This is a genomic window from Campylobacter novaezeelandiae (assembly GCF_018968685.1).
Lineage (GTDB): Bacteria > Campylobacterota > Campylobacteria > Campylobacterales > Campylobacteraceae > Campylobacter_D > Campylobacter_D novaezeelandiae.
Map to the genome: position 1 here is coordinate 808,796 of NZ_CP076657.1, position 15,971 is coordinate 824,766.

Below are 15,971 nucleotides of genomic sequence, written 5' to 3' on the forward strand. Positions count from 1 at the left end.
AAGTTGAACTTAAAAAAATGACTTCTTTTTTAATTTTATATCCTTAAATTAAATTCAGAAGCCATTATAACATAAAAGATTTTATAGATAATTTAACAAGCTTATTTGAGAAATTGTAGAAGTAGCCTTTAATGAAGCCTGATAAGCAAGCTGAGTTTGCATAAGATTCATTATAGCTTCTCCATAATCGATATCAATAACATTTGATTTAATACTTTCTACATTTACACTTAAAAAAGTTACTCTAGTATTAGTATCCTCTATAGAGTTATGATAAGCACCCATAACAGTATTTAACTTGCTTACATGATCTGCTAAATGATCAAGTCTTTCTAGTGCTCCTTGCATACCTGTATTTCTTGGATCACTCGAATCAGCATCCGCTCTCATATTGCCACTTAAAACAGCATCAATCATCATATCAAGATCTTTAATCAAATCTACATTAGGCTCATCTATAACTAAAGAGTTATTAGCACTAAAAGAAAAATTTGGACCCGAGCTTACACTTGACGTATGAGTAAAAGGAGGTTGTGGAAATGTTCCGCTAGCAGAATCACTTAAAGAAATTGCTATATTTGTTCCAGAAGAAAGTTTATCTGTGACACTAATGCGTCCCTTATAATCCATTTTCACATCAACTAAAGATTTTGAATCGCTTAAATTCTTTTGATAGGTACTATAATCATTAGCACTCACCACTCCATTATTTGCATTGATATTTTGAGTTGGAGCCTTATCAGAAGCAAAAAGTGCTATTACATCATTTAATTGCTTATAAGTTATATCATTTGATGGAGTTACCACTCCACTATTTCCTGTAGCAGGATCTGTATGCATTATAGGAAAGGTAATGGTTTGATCAGGATTTGCAGGATCTGGATAGCTTACAGTTGAATTTTGCAAGTTTATTCTTACATCATAAGTATTTCCACCCTTAGAACTTACTTTTAAATTTAAAGTCGTATTAAGACTATCTCCTGCCATTACCTCGCTAAGTTTTGTAGAGTCCGTTGCATAAGCATTGCTTCCTTTGATGATTTGCGAAACATTTCCAAAAACAGTGTTGCCATCTTTTTCAAAATACACATTATCATAATCAGCGCCATTTGCTTTATTTCCATCAGAATCTGTCATATTGCTTCTTATAAAATCTGTTTGAGCTAAACTAAATGTAAAATCTTTTGTTGTACCATCTTGAGCTCTTAAGGTGATCGTTACAGGTGTTTGTAAATTTGTTATATCTCCACCATTTGCTAATGCTTGCTGCATTACAGCATTAGTTACATCATCCATATTAAGATTATTTTCTTTAACAAATTTTTCCATTTGTTTAAATTCTTCAGTTGTTGCCATTTGTGGAGTGTAAGCAACTGCATGAAAATCTAACTTATTATTCCCTTGTTTTAAATCAGTGATTTGAATTTGACCACTATCATTTATAGTTACATCAACCACTTTATTATCTGCACTATTTCCATAAAGTGCTCCTATACTTTCCATGACATCATCTAAACTATCTTCTGGATTTACAAGCACAGCACTTTTAAAGCTCGTTCCATCTGGTCTTGTTCCTTGAACATAAAGAGTGGTTGGCGGGAAATTAAGTTTTAAATCTTTCTCATCAAAATCTCTATCTGGGTCTAATTTACCATCTTGAACATAGCCTTGTCCGATCAAATGACTCCATTTTGAGTCACCATTAAGGTATTTTGTTTTGCTAGGATCATCTTTTAAATTATAACGATTGTCAGTAAAACTTACATTTGTTGTAATTTGTTTTTTATAGTCATTATCCGCTTTAAAAAACAAATCCCAACCTGGGATATTATAAGGGGTTTCCGTTCCTGAACCCGTTACGACATTGATATTATTTTTATCTCCATAATAATTGCCATTTGAATCAAAAGGTTTATTATTTACTTGAGAACCTGAAAAAAGATATTGACCATTAATACTTGTATTTGCAAGCTGTAAAATACTTTCTTTAATTCTTTTTAGCTCATTTGCTATAGCTTCCCTTGAGGTTTGAGAGTTACTATCACTTGCGGCTTGAGTTACCTTAACCTTGAAATCTTCTAAAAGTTTTACCATATCTTGTAAAGCTTTCATACTATTTTGAGTCATTTCTTGAGCTGATTGTGTTGCTTCTTTAACTTGTTGCAAAGTTTTAAGCTCATATTCAAGTCTAGTACTATCAATATAAGTACTCGCATCTTCATAAGAATCTTGTATCTTAAGACCTGAAGAAATTTGTTGAGATATTTTATATAAAGCATTTTGACCATTCATAGAGTTGGAAATCGAATTTGTAAAATTTAACTTATTGGTAACTCTCATTTATAATTCCTTGATAAATTGATAATTATCTTTTCAAATATTGCTAAAAACTGGTAAGCAATAAATATTCCAAAAAAATAATTTATCAATAGTTTTATAGAAATTTTATCATTTATTGTCAATATAGTTTAAAATTTTTACTAGAAAAACTTAGAAATCATCGACTTTTAAATATATTTATTTATATTTTTATAAGTATTTAATAAATTTTTATTAACAAGCAAAATCATTTTATTTTTTAAAGCATTTTTTAACCTAAAAAAAGTATAATTTCCAATTTTAGCCCAAGTGGTGAAACTGGTAGACGCGCTAGACTCAAAATCTAGTAAGGGCAACCTTGTGTCGGTTCGAGTCCGACCTTGGGCACCATTACTTCTTATCTCAATTAATCTAAATTTATCTCAAATCATAAACGAAACGCTATAAATAAATGCTTTTAAAGTATCTCAAATAATCTCTTTTGACATTTTGAAAATATGTGCAAAAAAATATTTTTTAAAAATTTGCACACACTTTATAAGGATAAAAATGAATATTGTTAATGATAGATAATTAAAAAATTTAGTTGTATCTAAAAAAACTTTTATTAAAGATGCTAGTATATTGAAGCAAGAGTATACTCAAATGGAGAAATAGATAAAAATTTCTATTTTAGATATAAACAAAATAAAAAGGCATACTCTATAAAAATAGGCAAATATCCACAGATAAGTTTAGCAGATGCAATAGAAAAAGCAAATCGGTTTAATTCCATATTGGTTTTAGTAAAATTCTAAAGTCTCTTTAAAAAACATAAACTGAGATTATTGCTTTATAAAATGTTTTTAACCTTTTCGATTTTGATACCACTTTGGTGATATCAAAATCTTTGCTTTAATTTTTTTATACTCTAGTTTGCTCCAAAAGATTATTGAGTCTATCCATTATAGAATTTACAAAAGAGTCTATACTTTCATTACTTGCTTTCCAGCCATTATTTTTAGCATTATTAAATTCTCTATCAAACCAAGCTCCACCACTGCCTATGTATATATTCTGCCATTTAACTCCTTTTTCCATTGCATATATACTTGCATCAAGCCATCCATCTTGAGCATAACCTTTTAATAAACTTGCAAAATCAACTTTACCTGTCATGATGTCATCTAAGGAAACACTAAAAGAAGGATTTGCTTTCATTTCTTGATCAAGTTTTGCTTCGCGAACTTTTGCTTCAGAGCTCAAAACAACTTGATTTGAAGATGGAACAGGCGAATAAGACTTTAAAAAGCTCATAAATAAAGCTTCTTTAGTATAAGTTCCGTCTTCATTTTGTGGATAAACTGACATATTAGGATTAAAGCCATCTTCTAGTGAAGGACCTTGCTCCATGCTTTGTGGAGAAAAGTCAAGTTTTACCCAATTAATTCCTAGACCTGCAATACAATCAAGCTCTTGTGCTTCTTTCAGTTGTTTTGCATTAAATATATTTGTTACAATTTTTTCTTTATTTTCATTACAATTATAATTTAATCCTTTTGGTAATTGTTCCAAATCTGCTTTGCTAAAACTTGTTTTATCATTTGGAAATGCACTTATTACTTGATTAAAGCTATTATAATAGGATTTAACAATAGAAGCCATATCAAAACTATTATAATAGTTTCCATTAGTTTCATCAGCCATACGATGTTGATTAAACCTCTCTATCTCATCTAAAGTAGATTTATGTATTTTAAAATCTTTTGGTAATCCTGCAGCTTTATTAAAGTCTTCTCCCATATAACCATCTTTATCTACACTATAACCATAGGCTAAAGATGCAATATTATTTATATTAACTAAAGGATCAGCTTGTTTATATTTTAGAGTATAAATAGAGTTTTTAAATTCACTTGATATATCATAATTAGGAGAATTTGTTTTAGTAGTATTGTTAGTATTATTAATACTAAAATTACTATTATTAGATATATTAGCAGAATTTAACTCATCATCTAATACTTCACTTCTTATTAAAGTTTGTGAATTTTTATTTTGAATTTCATTTAACTTAGTGACATTTTGTTTTAAAAAAGTATTAGCAAAATTTATTTTAGAATTTTCTTTACTTTCTTTATTAGCTTTACTTTGTGAAAGTATAGAAGTATAACCTGAATTATCATTGATGCTAAAGATACTCATATTAATTCCTTGATTTAGATTCTGCCTTCAATCTAAATATAAATTAATATAAGCAAAATTTATTCCATTTTAGAATAAAATGGAATAAATTTAGAAAGAATTAGTATTGATTTTTAAATTGTTTTAAAATGTCATAAGCAGGACTTCCTGCATAAGCCCAGATATTTGTACCTGTTCCATATTTGCTTGAAAAATATTGCAAATAATAATCTTTTTGATTATTTACATAACGGTATTTAGCTACGATATATCCACTATTTGAATAACCAAGTTTTTCACTTACTGCTCCATGATCATTACTATTATCATTAAAAACAACATAACCATAAGAACTTAGAGAACCAGCATTATAATCAAAAGCACTATCTCTTTGAAACCAATATCCACCCTTAACCTCTTTCATCTCATCAAGGCTAAGAACTTTAACACCTGCGCTATTATCACTAATTGCTCCATTACTTACTTTAGCAAGAATATCCTCTGCAAAAGCAGAACTTGAAACTAAAGCACCTAAAGCTACAACACTAAGTAGTTTTTTAAACATTTTAGCTCCTTATTTTAAAATATGATGTGAATTTGTTTTATTGCAGAAAATATTTTAAGTCAAATTTAATAAAACATTGTTTTATAGATATTTGAAGATTATTCATAATGATTTTATGGTATTTATGAGTGTTTTTATTTTTTATAAAATTGGGTAAATTTATAATATTTATTGAATTTTTGCTATATTGAAGTTATAAAATCTATATTAAATTCAAAAAGATATTGAACTTTATGTATTTTGGGCTTCTTGAATTTGAGCTATGATAACAGCCGCTTGCGAATTTAATGTTTGAAGTTGAGATTGTAAAGCTTGTTTTGTTTGTTCATTGGCATTTTGCATTTTTGAAATTATCTCAGCAATTTTTGCCATAATCTCATTTAATTTTGCTAACAAATCCAGATAATCTTTAGAATTTTGACTTACACTCGAACCATCATTTTTAATAGCTTGTTGGCTTACTGTAATTTCTGGCTTTTTAGTATTTATATCATCATCTTTTGAGGTTTTATTTATTTTATCTTTTAAATTTTGATTAGAATCTTTCAAATTTAAAGTATTTTCTAAAGATCCATTTGTCGCATCTTTAAAATTTTTAAAAACCAAATTTGCATTGATATTAACTTGCATTTTTATCCTTTAATTTATAGAATAAAAATCGGAAAATATGGTAAAAGATTAATAAAATTTAGAGAATAATTTTATTAATTATATAAAAAAATAAACTTATTTTTTAGTATTAAAAAGTTGCTTTAGGTATTCTTGCTTTAAAGAGTTATTTTCTTCTAATTTTATTTCTTTTTGCTCTTTTATAGCCAAATCCTTGTCAGAAAAATACAAATAATCGATTCCAAAAATTATAGCAAAAAATATAAGCAAGGGGATTAAAAAAATCATTTTAAGATAATCTCCTAAAAATACTTCCATAATACTCTATATTCTCTGCTTTTTCATTTTTTTCTATGGTTTCTATGGCACCACTATTAATAGCTTTTTGTATATCATCATCTAAATCTTGATAAGAAAAAACCATACTAATGCTAATTATATTAGAAAGCTTTTCAAGTTTTTTATAAGAACTTAACTCATCTTCTAAATTTTCACTTTCTATAATCACTATAATCTTTCCATTTTCGCTCATTTCAACTGAACAATTTGGCACTTGATTAATATCTTGAATTAATTTTTCTTGATTTTCCTCTTTTGTTAAAATTAAAACACTAGAAAGATTCATTTAAACTCCTAAATAAAAGTATATTTGAAAATCCAGAAAGAATAAAATTTTTATTATCTATAAAAATTATATTTTCAACACTTAAATTTTCATTATCAAAAAAAGTTAATTGTTTTAAAGTATCAGTATCTAACACCTTAGTTTTATTATCGTTGTTATCACTAAAAAGAATAAATTTACCATCAGGGCTTAAAGAACAAGCATAAATTAAAAAATTTTGTTGTGAAAAATTTTCTTTGTTATTTTTTATAACCCCTATACGTCTATCAGTAGAACAACTTAAAATTATATTTTTTTTAAAATCCACCTGATAAATATTGTCTTTATGAATTTGTTTGTACTGATGTATTATTTTCCATTTTAACAAATCAAAAAGTTCTATTTCTCCACTTTCAAAACCTAATGCCAAAAGAGTTTTATCTTCATTTAATTGTAAATTTCCTAAAGCTGATTGTGAAAATTTAAATTTTTTTAATAAAATCGAATTTTTTATATCAAAAAGATAAATTTCAGAACTTATTGAAGCTATAAGAATAGTATATTTATCAATAAAAAAAACTTTTCTTATATCATTTAAGTGAATTTCTTGCTTTTTAAGTTGGTTGTTTTTATAAATAAATAAATCCTTTTCTCCAAAACTTCCTTCGCTTAAAATCAATAAACTATTTTCTAAAAAATCTATATCATAAATTTGAGAAAAACTTTCATCATAATAACTTTTAATTTTAGGCAAAATAAAAAGTTTTTTTAACTCATTATTTTTTAAGTTAAAAGAAAAGACTTCCCCTTGATCTGTTCCAATATATAAAAAATTTTTGTCTTTTTTTAAAGAACTTATATTTGAATTTAATTTTATTTCATAAGAAAAAGAATAAAGCACAAAAAAAGTAAGGATAAAAAATATCCTTACCATATCTTATTTTACTCCCTCATTGATTACATCAATTAGGTTTGATTTTTTAAGTAAATCTTTATTAGTAAAATCTGCTTTAAAAGTATTTCCTACTATCGGTTTAGCATCACTTTGTGGTACATGACATTGAGTACAGTTAAATCTCGTATCACTTATAACATCGCCCATACTTTTATTATGTCTAAAGTCATAATAATGAGTTGGAGGAATTGGAGTTGCGCCCACATCTGTAGCAATAGCTTTATCGTGACAACTTAAACATGAATTATTATCTTTTGTAATAGGTAATAAATCTTCTATAGAATGCGGGATTAGCGGAGGAGCATTCTCATAAGATCTATCATAAACACTCGCTTCACCTGGTTGAGCTGCACTATAGTTAATATCTGCCAAAATAACTTTATTTTCATTTTCTAAGCTTGCTTTTCTAAGTCCAATTTGCTCTGAGCTTATACCACTATTAATTCCACAAGCAACTAAAAATAAAGCTGCAGCAGTTGAAACTAAAAATATTTTCTTTTTCATTATTTTTTCCTTAAATCGAATATATTAAAATTTAAAGCATTATCATCACAAACTTCTATACATCTTGCACATCTTATACACTCTCCAGAAGTTACACTAGCACTTTTTTTTGCTATCATCCATAAAACTTGTTTTTCTGGACATATATTAACACAACGATAACATTTGGTGCAATTGTCTACATTGTGTTTAACTTTTAAAATTGCAAAACGAGAAACTACAGCATAAAAAGCTCCAAGAGGACAAATATGAGAACAAATAGCTCTAGAGCTTAAGAAAGTATCTATGCAAAAAATGATAAAAGCAACAAAAATCCAAGAAGTCCCACCAAAAATAATTCCTCTATGAATAATGCCTATATAAGAAAAATTTTCAAATACAGGCAAAGAGAATATAAAAGATAAAATTAATACTAAAACTAAAATAAAATAACGCAAATTTTTATTTAAGATTAAAAATTTACTTGTTTTAAAATTCAATTTTCTACGTATAAAAGCAGAAAAATCTGTGATTAAATTTACAGGACAAACCCAAGAGCAAAATGCTCTTCCTAAAAATACCCCATAAAGCATAAGAATCACTAAAGCGCCCAAAAGCATAGTTATATCTACACTCAAGCTTGCTAAAAAAATTTGTAAAATGGCAAAAGGATCACTTAAGGGAATAGTTGAAAAAAGAACAGAAGAACTTAAATTCCCATTTAATATGAAATGAGCACCACTAAAACTAAAAAGAAACAAAATTGCAATTTGGATAAAACGTCTTAATATAAGGTATTTCATAGCATTTCCTCATTGTTAAGATAATCTTGTGCTCTATTTTGTTTTGTTTTGTTTTTTGTATCATCTTCATTTAAACGTTTTTCATCTTCCTTATCCCAACCTTTTATATAATGAGATCCTGCTTTACCTAAAACAAATTTTCTTGGTAAAACTTTAATAGCTGGTTCTTGAGTAATACAAGCAAGCTCACAAAGTCCACAACCAACGCAGACTTCATGATCTACAACAGGCAATAAAAAAGCATGTTTTGCTGTGCGTTCATTTCTTTTAAATTCAAGTTTTAAAGCCTTGTCGATTAAAGGACAGGCCCTATAACATGCATCACATTGAATTCCCCAATATGCCACACACGAAGCACTATCAACAATAGCTATGCCTATTTTCACTTCAAAAATTCCATCCTTTTTTTCAAGATACTTTTTATCTAAAGCATCTGTTGGACAGTCTCTAATGCAAGGTATATCTTCACATAAATAACAAGGAATTTTTCTCGCTTCAAAAAAAGGTGTCCCATTTTGAGGCGCATCAAGTAAAGAAGCAAGTTTTAAAGTATCATATGGGCAAGCATTAACGCAAAGTCCACAACGAATACATTTTGATAAAAATCTTTCTTCATTATCAGCACCAGGAGGTCTAAGATAATATCTATCTTTAGCATTTAAGGCTAAGCTAGCCAAAAAGCCTCCTCCTGCACAAAGACACAAATTTTTAAAACTTTTTATGAAAAATTCTCTTCTTTGCATTGGGTCTTAAGCCTTAGTAATCTTAACTGCACACTTTTTATAATCGGTTTGTTTTGACAATGGACAAGTAGCATCTAAAGTTACTTTATTGATATAAACATTTTCATCAAACCAAGGTACATAAACTAATCCAACAGGTGGCTTATTTCTACCTCTCATATCTATACGCGCTTTAACTTTTCCACGACGAGATTCAATCCAAACTAAATCACCTTGATTTAAAGATAAGTTTTTAGCATCAATCTCATTTATATAGCAAAGTGCCTCAGGAACAGCCCTATAAAGCTCAGGAACACGCATAGTCATAGTTCCACTATGCCAGTGCTCAAGCACCCTACCCGTTGCAAGCCAGAATGGATATTCTTTACTTGGTCTTTCAGGGGCTTTCATAAATGGTCTAAAGAAAATTTTTGCTTTATTTTTAATGCTATATTTTTTATCATCTTTTGGAGCAATCAAATCACCCTTAGCTAGCATTTTATCAAACTCTCCATAGAAAGCAAAATCAGAATTTGGAGCAGCTTTTTTTGCATAATAGTCAAATTTAGTATTAAAGCGCCATTGTGTTTCTTTTCCATTAACAACAGGCCATCTTAAACCTCTTACCTTATGATAAGTATCAAACTCAGCTAAATCATGTCCGTGACCTAAACCAAATTTGCGATATTCTTCCCAAAGATATTTTTGAACAAAAAATCCATAACCTTTAAATTCTTTACCATCGCTTCCTATGATATTTCTTTCATCACCTTTAGCATCAGTATTATCAAATCCTTTAGCTACTTCATCTTCAGTACCAAAACTCTTAGCTTCTGTATTTGCAAAAAGAACATCATAAAGAGTATCCTCTTCATTATATCCCATATTTTTAGCATCTTCTAAAACATTTGGTAATGTTAATTTATCATCTACTTTTTGTTCTTTCCATACTTCTTTAAGTTTAAACCTTTTTGCAAATTCCATAATTTGCCAAGTATCACTCATAGCTTCACCTACAGGTAAAACTTGTTGACGCCAATGTTGTGTTCTTCTTTCAGCATTACCATAAGCGCCCCATTTTTCATATATCATAGCACTTGGTAAAATTAAATCAGCCACTTTTGCTGAAATTCCAGGATAACAATCACTTACTACGATGAAATTATCCATATTTCTTGCTGCTTCAATCCAGTGATTTGCATTAGCAGTATTTTGCCAAGGATTATTTACTTGAACCCAAATAAATTTGATTTTTCCATCTTCTAAGTTTCTCATTATATCAACAAAAGCAGATCCTGGTTTTGGATTGATAGTTTTTGAAGGAACTTTCCAAATTTTTTCTGAAATCTCTCTATGTTTTGGATTTGCAACAACCATATCTGCTGGCAAACGATGAGCAAAAGTTCCAACCTCTCTAGCCGTTCCACAAGCACTAGGTTGTCCTGTTAAAGAAAATGCGCCATTTCCAGGTTTTGATTGTTTACCTAGTAACAAATGCACCATATAGGCTTGTTCATTTACCCAAGATCCACGTGTATGCTGATTAAAACCCATAGTCCAAAAACTTACCACTTTACGATTTTTTTCAATATATAAATTTGCTAGTTGTTGAAGTTTTTTCTTGAAATCTTCTAAAGATTCATTATCATCACCTTTAGAAACTTCTGCAACATAATCAAGCGTATAAGGACTTAAAGCTTTTTTAAATTCATCAAAACTAATCTCCCAGTTATCACTAGCTTGATTTCTATGTTTCATATAGAATTTATCACCTTTTTTAACACCAAGATAAGCGAGTGAAGTTGCCTCTTCATCATCTAAAGTAATAACATTTTCTTTTTCAACGATATCTTTTTCTGATTCTTTAAATTTTGGATGATTTGGATTATTTCTCATACCATAACCAATATCGGTATATCCTGTAGCAAAAACACAATGTTTATCAATAAATTTCTTATCTATTGCTTCTGGATAATTATATACAATTTCTCTAGCAATAAAATTCCAAATTGCTAAATCTGTATTTGGTTTAAAAATAATTTCAATATCTGCTATATTTGAAGTTCTATTAGAATAAGTACTTAAATTTACTATTTTTACCTTATCAAGATTGCTTAATTTTCTATCACTTACCCTTGACCAAAGAATAGGATGCATTTCAGCCATATTTGCACCCCAAGTTATAATAGTATCTGTTAATTCTATATCATCATAACAACCTGCAGGTTCATCTATACCAAAAGTTTGCATAAATCCAATTACTGCAGATGCCATACAATGTCTTGCATTTGGATCAATATTATTTGTTCTAAAGCCAGCTTTTGCAAGTTTTAATGCAGCATATCCTTCTTGAATGGTATATTGACCACTTCCAAATATACCTATACCGCTAACACCTAATTCATTATAAGCTTTTTTAAATTGTTTTTCCATTTCATCAAAAGCTCTTTGCCAAGAAACTTGCTTAAATTTACCCTTTTTATCAAACTCGCCTTTTTCATTAACGCGTAATAAAGGGGTAACCAATCTATCTTCGCCATACATAATTTTTGCATTAAAATAACCCTTAATACAATTAAGCCCCCTATTAACTGGAGCTGCTGGATCTCCTTTTGTAGCCACTATTTTGCCATCTTTTCTAGCAATCATAATCCCACAGCCTGTTCCACAAAATCTACAAACTGCTTTATCCCATTTCCAATTTTCTTCATTAGAAGCAAAACTAGGAACACTAAGCCCTGCAACACTTGCAGCACTTGCAATAGCGGTATTCTTAATGAAATCCCTTCTATTCATTTTTTCCTCCAAAAATTTAAAGATAAAAATTTTATTATAGTTTATGCTTAATAAAAACAATATTAATTTAGCAGTCAAAAGAAATAATTTCAAAATATCTATTTAGGATATTTTGAGTCTTAAATAATTTATTTAAATAATAATATTTTAGAAGAATAAGAATGATAGAATTTTCTAAATAATATTAAACAATTATTTAGAAAAATTTGAAAATTATCGTTTGAGCTGATTAACTATGCTTAACATATCATCACTTGTTGTGATCGCTTTTGAACCAGCCTCATAAGCTCTTTGCCCTGTAATAAGATCTGTCATCTCTTCAACAAGCTGAACATTACTAAGCTCCACAAAACCATGTTTGATTTGTCCTAAGCCATCTTGTCCTGCAATTCCAGCAACCGGAGCTCCACTTGCACCTGTTTCTAAATAAAGATTATCTCCTATTGAATGAAGCCCAGCAGGATTAATAAATTGTACAAGCTCTACTTGTCCAATTTGCGTTTCTTGTTGTTCTCCTGGAAGCATTACAGAAACAGTTCCATCTGTAGCAACATTAATCGCTATAGCACCTTCTGGAATAGTCATTTCAGGCAAAAGTCTATATCCGTCTGAATTTACTATATTTCCTTCATTATCTTTTGTAAATTGCCCATTTCTGGTATAACCTATGGTTCCATCAGGAAGTTGCACTTGAAAAAATCCATTTCCAGCAATAGCCATATCCAAACCATCTGTACTAGTAGCCTTAAAACTTCCTTCTGTAAAAATTTTAGTAATCGCAGTTGGACGCACACCAACACCAACTTCTATACCAGAAGGAGATAAAGTAGTAGCCGAAGTTGAAGTTCCTGCATACTTCATGGTTTGATACATAAGATCAGCAAATTCAGCTCTTGACTTTTTAAACCCTACTGTATTAACATTTGCAATATTATTTGAAGTAACATCAATTTGTGTTTGCTGTGCTATCATTCCAGTAGCAGCAGTATGAAGTGATCTCATCATAGTTTTATCCTTTTGATTTATTTAATTATTTAACACTTGCAAGTTTATTGATAGCATCTTGGTTTAAATCATCCATGTGTGCTGTCATAACTTTTTGATACATTTCAACCATTCTATTAGCCTCTATAAGACCTACCATTTCAGTAACAGGATTTACATTTGATCCTTGAGAAAAACCTTGTCTTACTGAATTTGAATTATCCAAATCTCTAATTCTTGTTAAATCATCAATTTTATATACATTATCGCCATCTTTTTGCAAGGCTCTTATATCATCAACTTGAGCGATAAATAATCTTGAGTTTTGATTTCCATCAACGGAAATATTTCCATTTTTATCCACATTAATATAATTTGCGTTTTCATTTACTTTAATCCAAGCATTTTCTGGATTATCAAAATAGTTAGAATTTAAAACTTTATAACCTTGTTTATTAACTAAATAACCCTCATCATCAAGTTGAAAATTTCCATCCTTTGTAAGTCTTATTTCTCCATTATTAGTTTGGACAAGATAAAAAGCATCTTCTCTAGTTATTGCAAGATCTAAAGGATTATTAGTAGTTTTTAAAGAACCCATAGTAAAGTCTGTATACTCTTGATCAATTTGCGGAACCCTATCAACTGTAGTATTAACAAATCTTGAAGCATCTCTTGTATGATTTTGTATAGGCAACTCATCTTGAGTTTCTTTAAAAATCCTTTTAAAATCTGCAATAACAACATCATCTCTTTTGTAGCCACTTGTATTAATATTAGCAAGATTATTTGTAATTACATCCAATCTATTAAACTGTGTTACCATGCCACCTGTTGCTTGATAATATCCATTTTGCATATTTTCACCTATATTTTTTTAATTTTCAAAATGCATTAAAGCAAAGAGTGTTCCAAAAATCATTTTAATATCAAATTATAATGAAAATATAAATTTTTAAGAAAATTTTAGTTAAAATATTAAATTTAATGTAAAAATATAATAAACAAGGAAGTCAATGAGCACAAAAACTCAAGAAGCAGAATTAGAAGAACTGTTTAAAGAAAATGAAAAAGATTATATTACTTATGAAAAGTTAGTTAAATATCTTTCAAAACAACCTAATGCATCTATAGCAAAAAAAATACAGACTTTAATCAAAAAATATAAAGTTCAACTTTTTTCTGCAGCTGAAATTGCACAAATTAAAAATATAGAAGATGCTAAAAGATTACAAGAAGAAAAACAAAAACTTCAAGATACTAGTTTAGAAAGTGAATTTGATCTGGCAAATGAAAATGATTTGTTAGAATGGAGTAGATCAGATTCCCCTGTGCGTATGTATCTAAGAGAAATGGGACAAATTGCTCTACTTAGCAAAGATGAAGAAATAGAAATCTCTAAAAAAATAGAACTAGGAGAAGATATAATAATTGATGCTTTTTGTTCTGTTCCTTATTTGATTGATTTTATCTTAGACTATAAAGAACCTTTAATAAATAGAGAAAGAAGAGTAAAAGAACTTTTTAAAAGTTTTGATGATGATGATAAAAATGATGATAAAAATGATGAGCTTGAAGAAGAAGATGAAGAATTAGAAAATGAAAATGAAGATAAAAACAAAAAAAATAAGAAAAAAGAAGACGAAAGAACTTTAAAGGTTATAGAAAAATTTAAAGCTCTAGAAAAAGCAAAAAAAGATTGGCTTAAAGTGAGTAAAACAGATAACAAAGAAAGTGATAATGATGAATTGCTTGATAAACTAAGTATCGCCTTTAAAAAGAATATTCTTAAAGAAAAACTTATGGATCTGGGTCCTACCTCAAAACTTATTTCAGAAATTGTAAAATCAATGGAAACAGCTCTTAAAAGTGATGAAGAATTTGATAAAGAGCTCAAACGTTTAGAATATCGTTTGCCAATGTTTTCAGAAGAACTTAAAACACGCCATGCAAATATTTTAAAAGATATTACAAAATTAAGCAAGGAAGAAATCGCCGAAAAATCACTAGAAACTACTATGGTTAGCACATATATGGAGATCAAAAAACTCTTTCAAACTAAAGAAGCTAGTAAAAAAGGATTTGATCTTGAAAAAAATCATCTTAAAGAAATTCTAGAGCAAATTAAACGTGGGAAAAAAATTTCAGATGAGGCCAAAGCAAGAATGGCTAAATCAAATTTACGTTTAGTGGTAAGTATCGCGAAACGCTATACAAATCGTGGTCTTCCTTTTTTAGACCTTATACAAGAAGGCAATATAGGTCTTATGAAAGCTGTGGATAAATTTGAATATAAAAGAGGCTATAAATTCTCAACCTATGCTACTTGGTGGATAAGACAAGCTATATCAAGAGCAATTGCGGACCAAGCAAGGACGATTAGAATTCCTATACACATGATAGAAACTATTAATCAAATCAATAAAATCATACGAGAACATTTACAAAAAAATGGCAAAGAACCTGATGTAAGCATTATAGCCAAAGAGGTGGGCTTAAACGTAGATAAGGTAAAACAAGTAATTAAAATCACAAAAGAACCAATATCATTAGAAGCGCCAATAGGCAATGAAGATGATGGAAAATTTGGTGATTTTGTAGAAGATAGAAATTCACTCTCTCCTATGGATCATATCTTAAAAGATGATCTAAAAGAACAAATTGACGAAGTTTTAGATCAGCTTAATGATAGAGAAAAAGCAGTTATTCGTATGCGTTTTGGTTTGATGGACGATGAAAGCGATAGAACCCTAGAAGAAATCGGCAAAGAACTTAATGTAACTAGAGAAAGAGTACGTCAAATAGAAAGTTCGGCTATTAAAAAATTAAAACATCCTAAAGTTGGAAGAAAGCTTAAAAACTATATAGAAGGATGGAAATAATTTTCCATCTTTTATTTTTTTATCAAACCTTTAAAAGTAATAGGTTTTATTATGGGGTAAAAATTTTTACTATTAATTTTTTATTT

At 28.9% G+C, this 15,971-nt stretch carries 15 protein-coding genes and 1 tRNA gene; 3 read left to right on the forward strand and 13 right to left on the reverse strand.

Annotation, left to right across the window (positions count from 1 at the left end; all coding sequences use genetic code 11):
* Positions 1-81 precede the first annotated feature (81 nt).
* The gene (gene flgL, locus CNZW441b_RS04215) at positions 82-2,340 is read right to left on the reverse strand and encodes a flagellar hook-associated protein FlgL (RefSeq protein ID WP_216681240.1); all 2,259 of its coding nucleotides are present in this window, start codon (positions 2,338-2,340) and stop codon (positions 82-84) included.
* A 282-nt stretch (positions 2,341-2,622) separates the two neighbouring features.
* Here flgL and CNZW441b_RS04220 point away from each other — a divergent pair.
* Positions 2,623-2,709: transfer RNA gene (locus CNZW441b_RS04220), tRNA-Leu, on the forward strand.
* A 233-nt stretch (positions 2,710-2,942) separates the two neighbouring features.
* Positions 2,943-3,116 (forward strand): Arm DNA-binding domain-containing protein, encoded by a 174-nt coding sequence (locus CNZW441b_RS08235; protein ID WP_425331638.1) that lies wholly within the window; start codon positions 2,943-2,945, stop codon positions 3,114-3,116.
* A 106-nt stretch (positions 3,117-3,222) separates the two neighbouring features.
* On the opposite strand, the gene CNZW441b_RS04225 is transcribed toward CNZW441b_RS08235, so the two are convergent.
* The 12 genes from CNZW441b_RS04225 to CNZW441b_RS04280 all read right to left on the reverse strand — a co-directional run bounded on the left by CNZW441b_RS04225 (position 3,223) and on the right by CNZW441b_RS04280 (position 13,862).
* Positions 3,223-4,503: a Cj0814 family flagellar-dependent secreted protein gene (locus CNZW441b_RS04225; protein ID WP_216681241.1), complete on the reverse strand. Its 1,281-nt coding sequence runs from the start codon at positions 4,501-4,503 to the stop codon at positions 3,223-3,225.
* A 100-nt stretch (positions 4,504-4,603) separates the two neighbouring features.
* A complete protein-coding gene (locus CNZW441b_RS04230) occupies positions 4,604-5,047 on the reverse strand; it encodes a hypothetical protein (RefSeq protein ID WP_131166043.1) in 444 nt (147 codons plus the stop codon).
* Positions 5,048-5,278: 231 nt separating this feature from the next.
* Positions 5,279-5,677: a hypothetical protein gene (locus CNZW441b_RS04235; protein WP_243830593.1), complete on the reverse strand. Its 399-nt coding sequence runs from the start codon at positions 5,675-5,677 to the stop codon at positions 5,279-5,281.
* A 96-nt stretch (positions 5,678-5,773) separates the two neighbouring features.
* Positions 5,774-5,944, reverse strand: a complete 171-nt coding sequence (locus CNZW441b_RS04240) for a hypothetical protein (protein WP_166683065.1) — start codon at positions 5,942-5,944, stop codon at positions 5,774-5,776.
* Position 5,945: 1 nt separating this feature from the next.
* Entirely contained in the window at positions 5,946-6,281 is a 336-nt protein-coding gene (locus tag CNZW441b_RS04245) for a chaperone NapD (RefSeq protein ID WP_131166042.1), read from the reverse strand.
* Positions 6,268-7,194 carry a WD40 repeat domain-containing protein gene (locus tag CNZW441b_RS04250; RefSeq protein WP_216681242.1) on the reverse strand — a complete coding sequence of 309 codons (927 nt, stop codon included), beginning with the start codon at positions 7,192-7,194 and terminating at the stop codon, positions 6,268-6,270. Before CNZW441b_RS04250 ends, CNZW441b_RS04245 begins: the two co-directional genes overlap by 14 nt.
* A 3-nt stretch (positions 7,195-7,197) precedes the next feature.
* A complete protein-coding gene (locus CNZW441b_RS04255) occupies positions 7,198-7,719 on the reverse strand; it encodes a nitrate reductase cytochrome c-type subunit (protein WP_216681243.1) in 522 nt (173 codons plus the stop codon).
* On the reverse strand, positions 7,719-8,501 hold the full coding sequence (gene napH / locus CNZW441b_RS04260; protein WP_131166039.1) for a quinol dehydrogenase ferredoxin subunit NapH: 783 nt from the start codon (positions 8,499-8,501) through the stop codon (positions 7,719-7,721). The genes CNZW441b_RS04255 and napH overlap by 1 nt, the downstream gene beginning before the upstream one ends.
* Positions 8,498-9,244 carry a ferredoxin-type protein NapG gene (gene napG, locus CNZW441b_RS04265; protein WP_131166038.1) on the reverse strand — a complete coding sequence of 249 codons (747 nt, stop codon included), beginning with the start codon at positions 9,242-9,244 and terminating at the stop codon, positions 8,498-8,500. Before napG ends, napH begins: the two co-directional genes overlap by 4 nt.
* Positions 9,245-9,250: 6 nt before the next feature.
* On the reverse strand, positions 9,251-12,019 hold the full coding sequence (napA, locus tag CNZW441b_RS04270; RefSeq protein ID WP_216681244.1) for a periplasmic nitrate reductase subunit alpha: 2,769 nt from the start codon (positions 12,017-12,019) through the stop codon (positions 9,251-9,253).
* A gap of 213 nt (positions 12,020-12,232) precedes the next feature.
* On the reverse strand, positions 12,233-13,024 hold the full coding sequence (gene flgG / locus CNZW441b_RS04275; RefSeq protein WP_131186330.1) for a flagellar basal-body rod protein FlgG: 792 nt from the start codon (positions 13,022-13,024) through the stop codon (positions 12,233-12,235).
* Between the two features lie 25 nt (positions 13,025-13,049).
* Positions 13,050-13,862: a flagellar hook-basal body protein gene (locus tag CNZW441b_RS04280; protein ID WP_131186329.1), complete on the reverse strand. Its 813-nt coding sequence runs from the start codon at positions 13,860-13,862 to the stop codon at positions 13,050-13,052.
* A gap of 157 nt (positions 13,863-14,019) precedes the next feature.
* Between CNZW441b_RS04280 and rpoD the strand changes: the two genes are divergently transcribed.
* Positions 14,020-15,885 (forward strand): RNA polymerase sigma factor RpoD, encoded by a 1,866-nt coding sequence (gene rpoD, locus CNZW441b_RS04285; RefSeq protein WP_216681245.1) that lies wholly within the window; start codon positions 14,020-14,022, stop codon positions 15,883-15,885.
* Positions 15,886-15,971: the final 86 nt, after the last annotated feature.

Bases quoted from the DNA above. Each gene is read 5' to 3' on its own strand.
- napH (WP_131166039.1), bottom strand. From the start codon at position 8,501: ATGAAATACCTTATATTAAGACGTTTTATCCAAATTGCAATTTTGTTT.
- CNZW441b_RS04255 (WP_216681243.1), bottom strand. From the start codon at position 7,719: ATGAAAAAGAAAATATTTTTAGTTTCAACTGCTGCAGCTTTATTTTTA.
- CNZW441b_RS04250 (WP_216681242.1), bottom strand. From the start codon at position 7,194: ATGGTAAGGATATTTTTTATCCTTACTTTTTTTGTGCTTTATTCTTTT.
- CNZW441b_RS04280 (WP_131186329.1), bottom strand. From the start codon at position 13,862: ATGCAAAATGGATATTATCAAGCAACAGGTGGCATGGTAACACAGTTT.
- napA (WP_216681244.1), bottom strand. From the start codon at position 12,019: ATGAATAGAAGGGATTTCATTAAGAATACCGCTATTGCAAGTGCTGCA.
- flgG (WP_131186330.1), bottom strand. From the start codon at position 13,024: ATGATGAGATCACTTCATACTGCTGCTACTGGAATGATAGCACAGCAA.
- rpoD (WP_216681245.1), top strand. From the start codon at position 14,020: ATGAGCACAAAAACTCAAGAAGCAGAATTAGAAGAACTGTTTAAAGAA.
- CNZW441b_RS04225 (WP_216681241.1), bottom strand. From the start codon at position 4,503: ATGAGTATCTTTAGCATCAATGATAATTCAGGTTATACTTCTATACTT.
- CNZW441b_RS04240 (WP_166683065.1), bottom strand. From the start codon at position 5,944: ATGATTTTTTTAATCCCCTTGCTTATATTTTTTGCTATAATTTTTGGA.
- CNZW441b_RS04245 (WP_131166042.1), bottom strand. From the start codon at position 6,281: ATGAATCTTTCTAGTGTTTTAATTTTAACAAAAGAGGAAAATCAAGAA.
- flgL (WP_216681240.1), bottom strand. From the start codon at position 2,340: ATGAGAGTTACCAATAAGTTAAATTTTACAAATTCGATTTCCAACTCT.
- CNZW441b_RS04230 (WP_131166043.1), bottom strand. From the start codon at position 5,047: ATGTTTAAAAAACTACTTAGTGTTGTAGCTTTAGGTGCTTTAGTTTCA.
- CNZW441b_RS04235 (WP_243830593.1), bottom strand. From the start codon at position 5,677: ATGCAAGTTAATATCAATGCAAATTTGGTTTTTAAAAATTTTAAAGAT.
- napG (WP_131166038.1), bottom strand. From the start codon at position 9,244: ATGCAAAGAAGAGAATTTTTCATAAAAAGTTTTAAAAATTTGTGTCTT.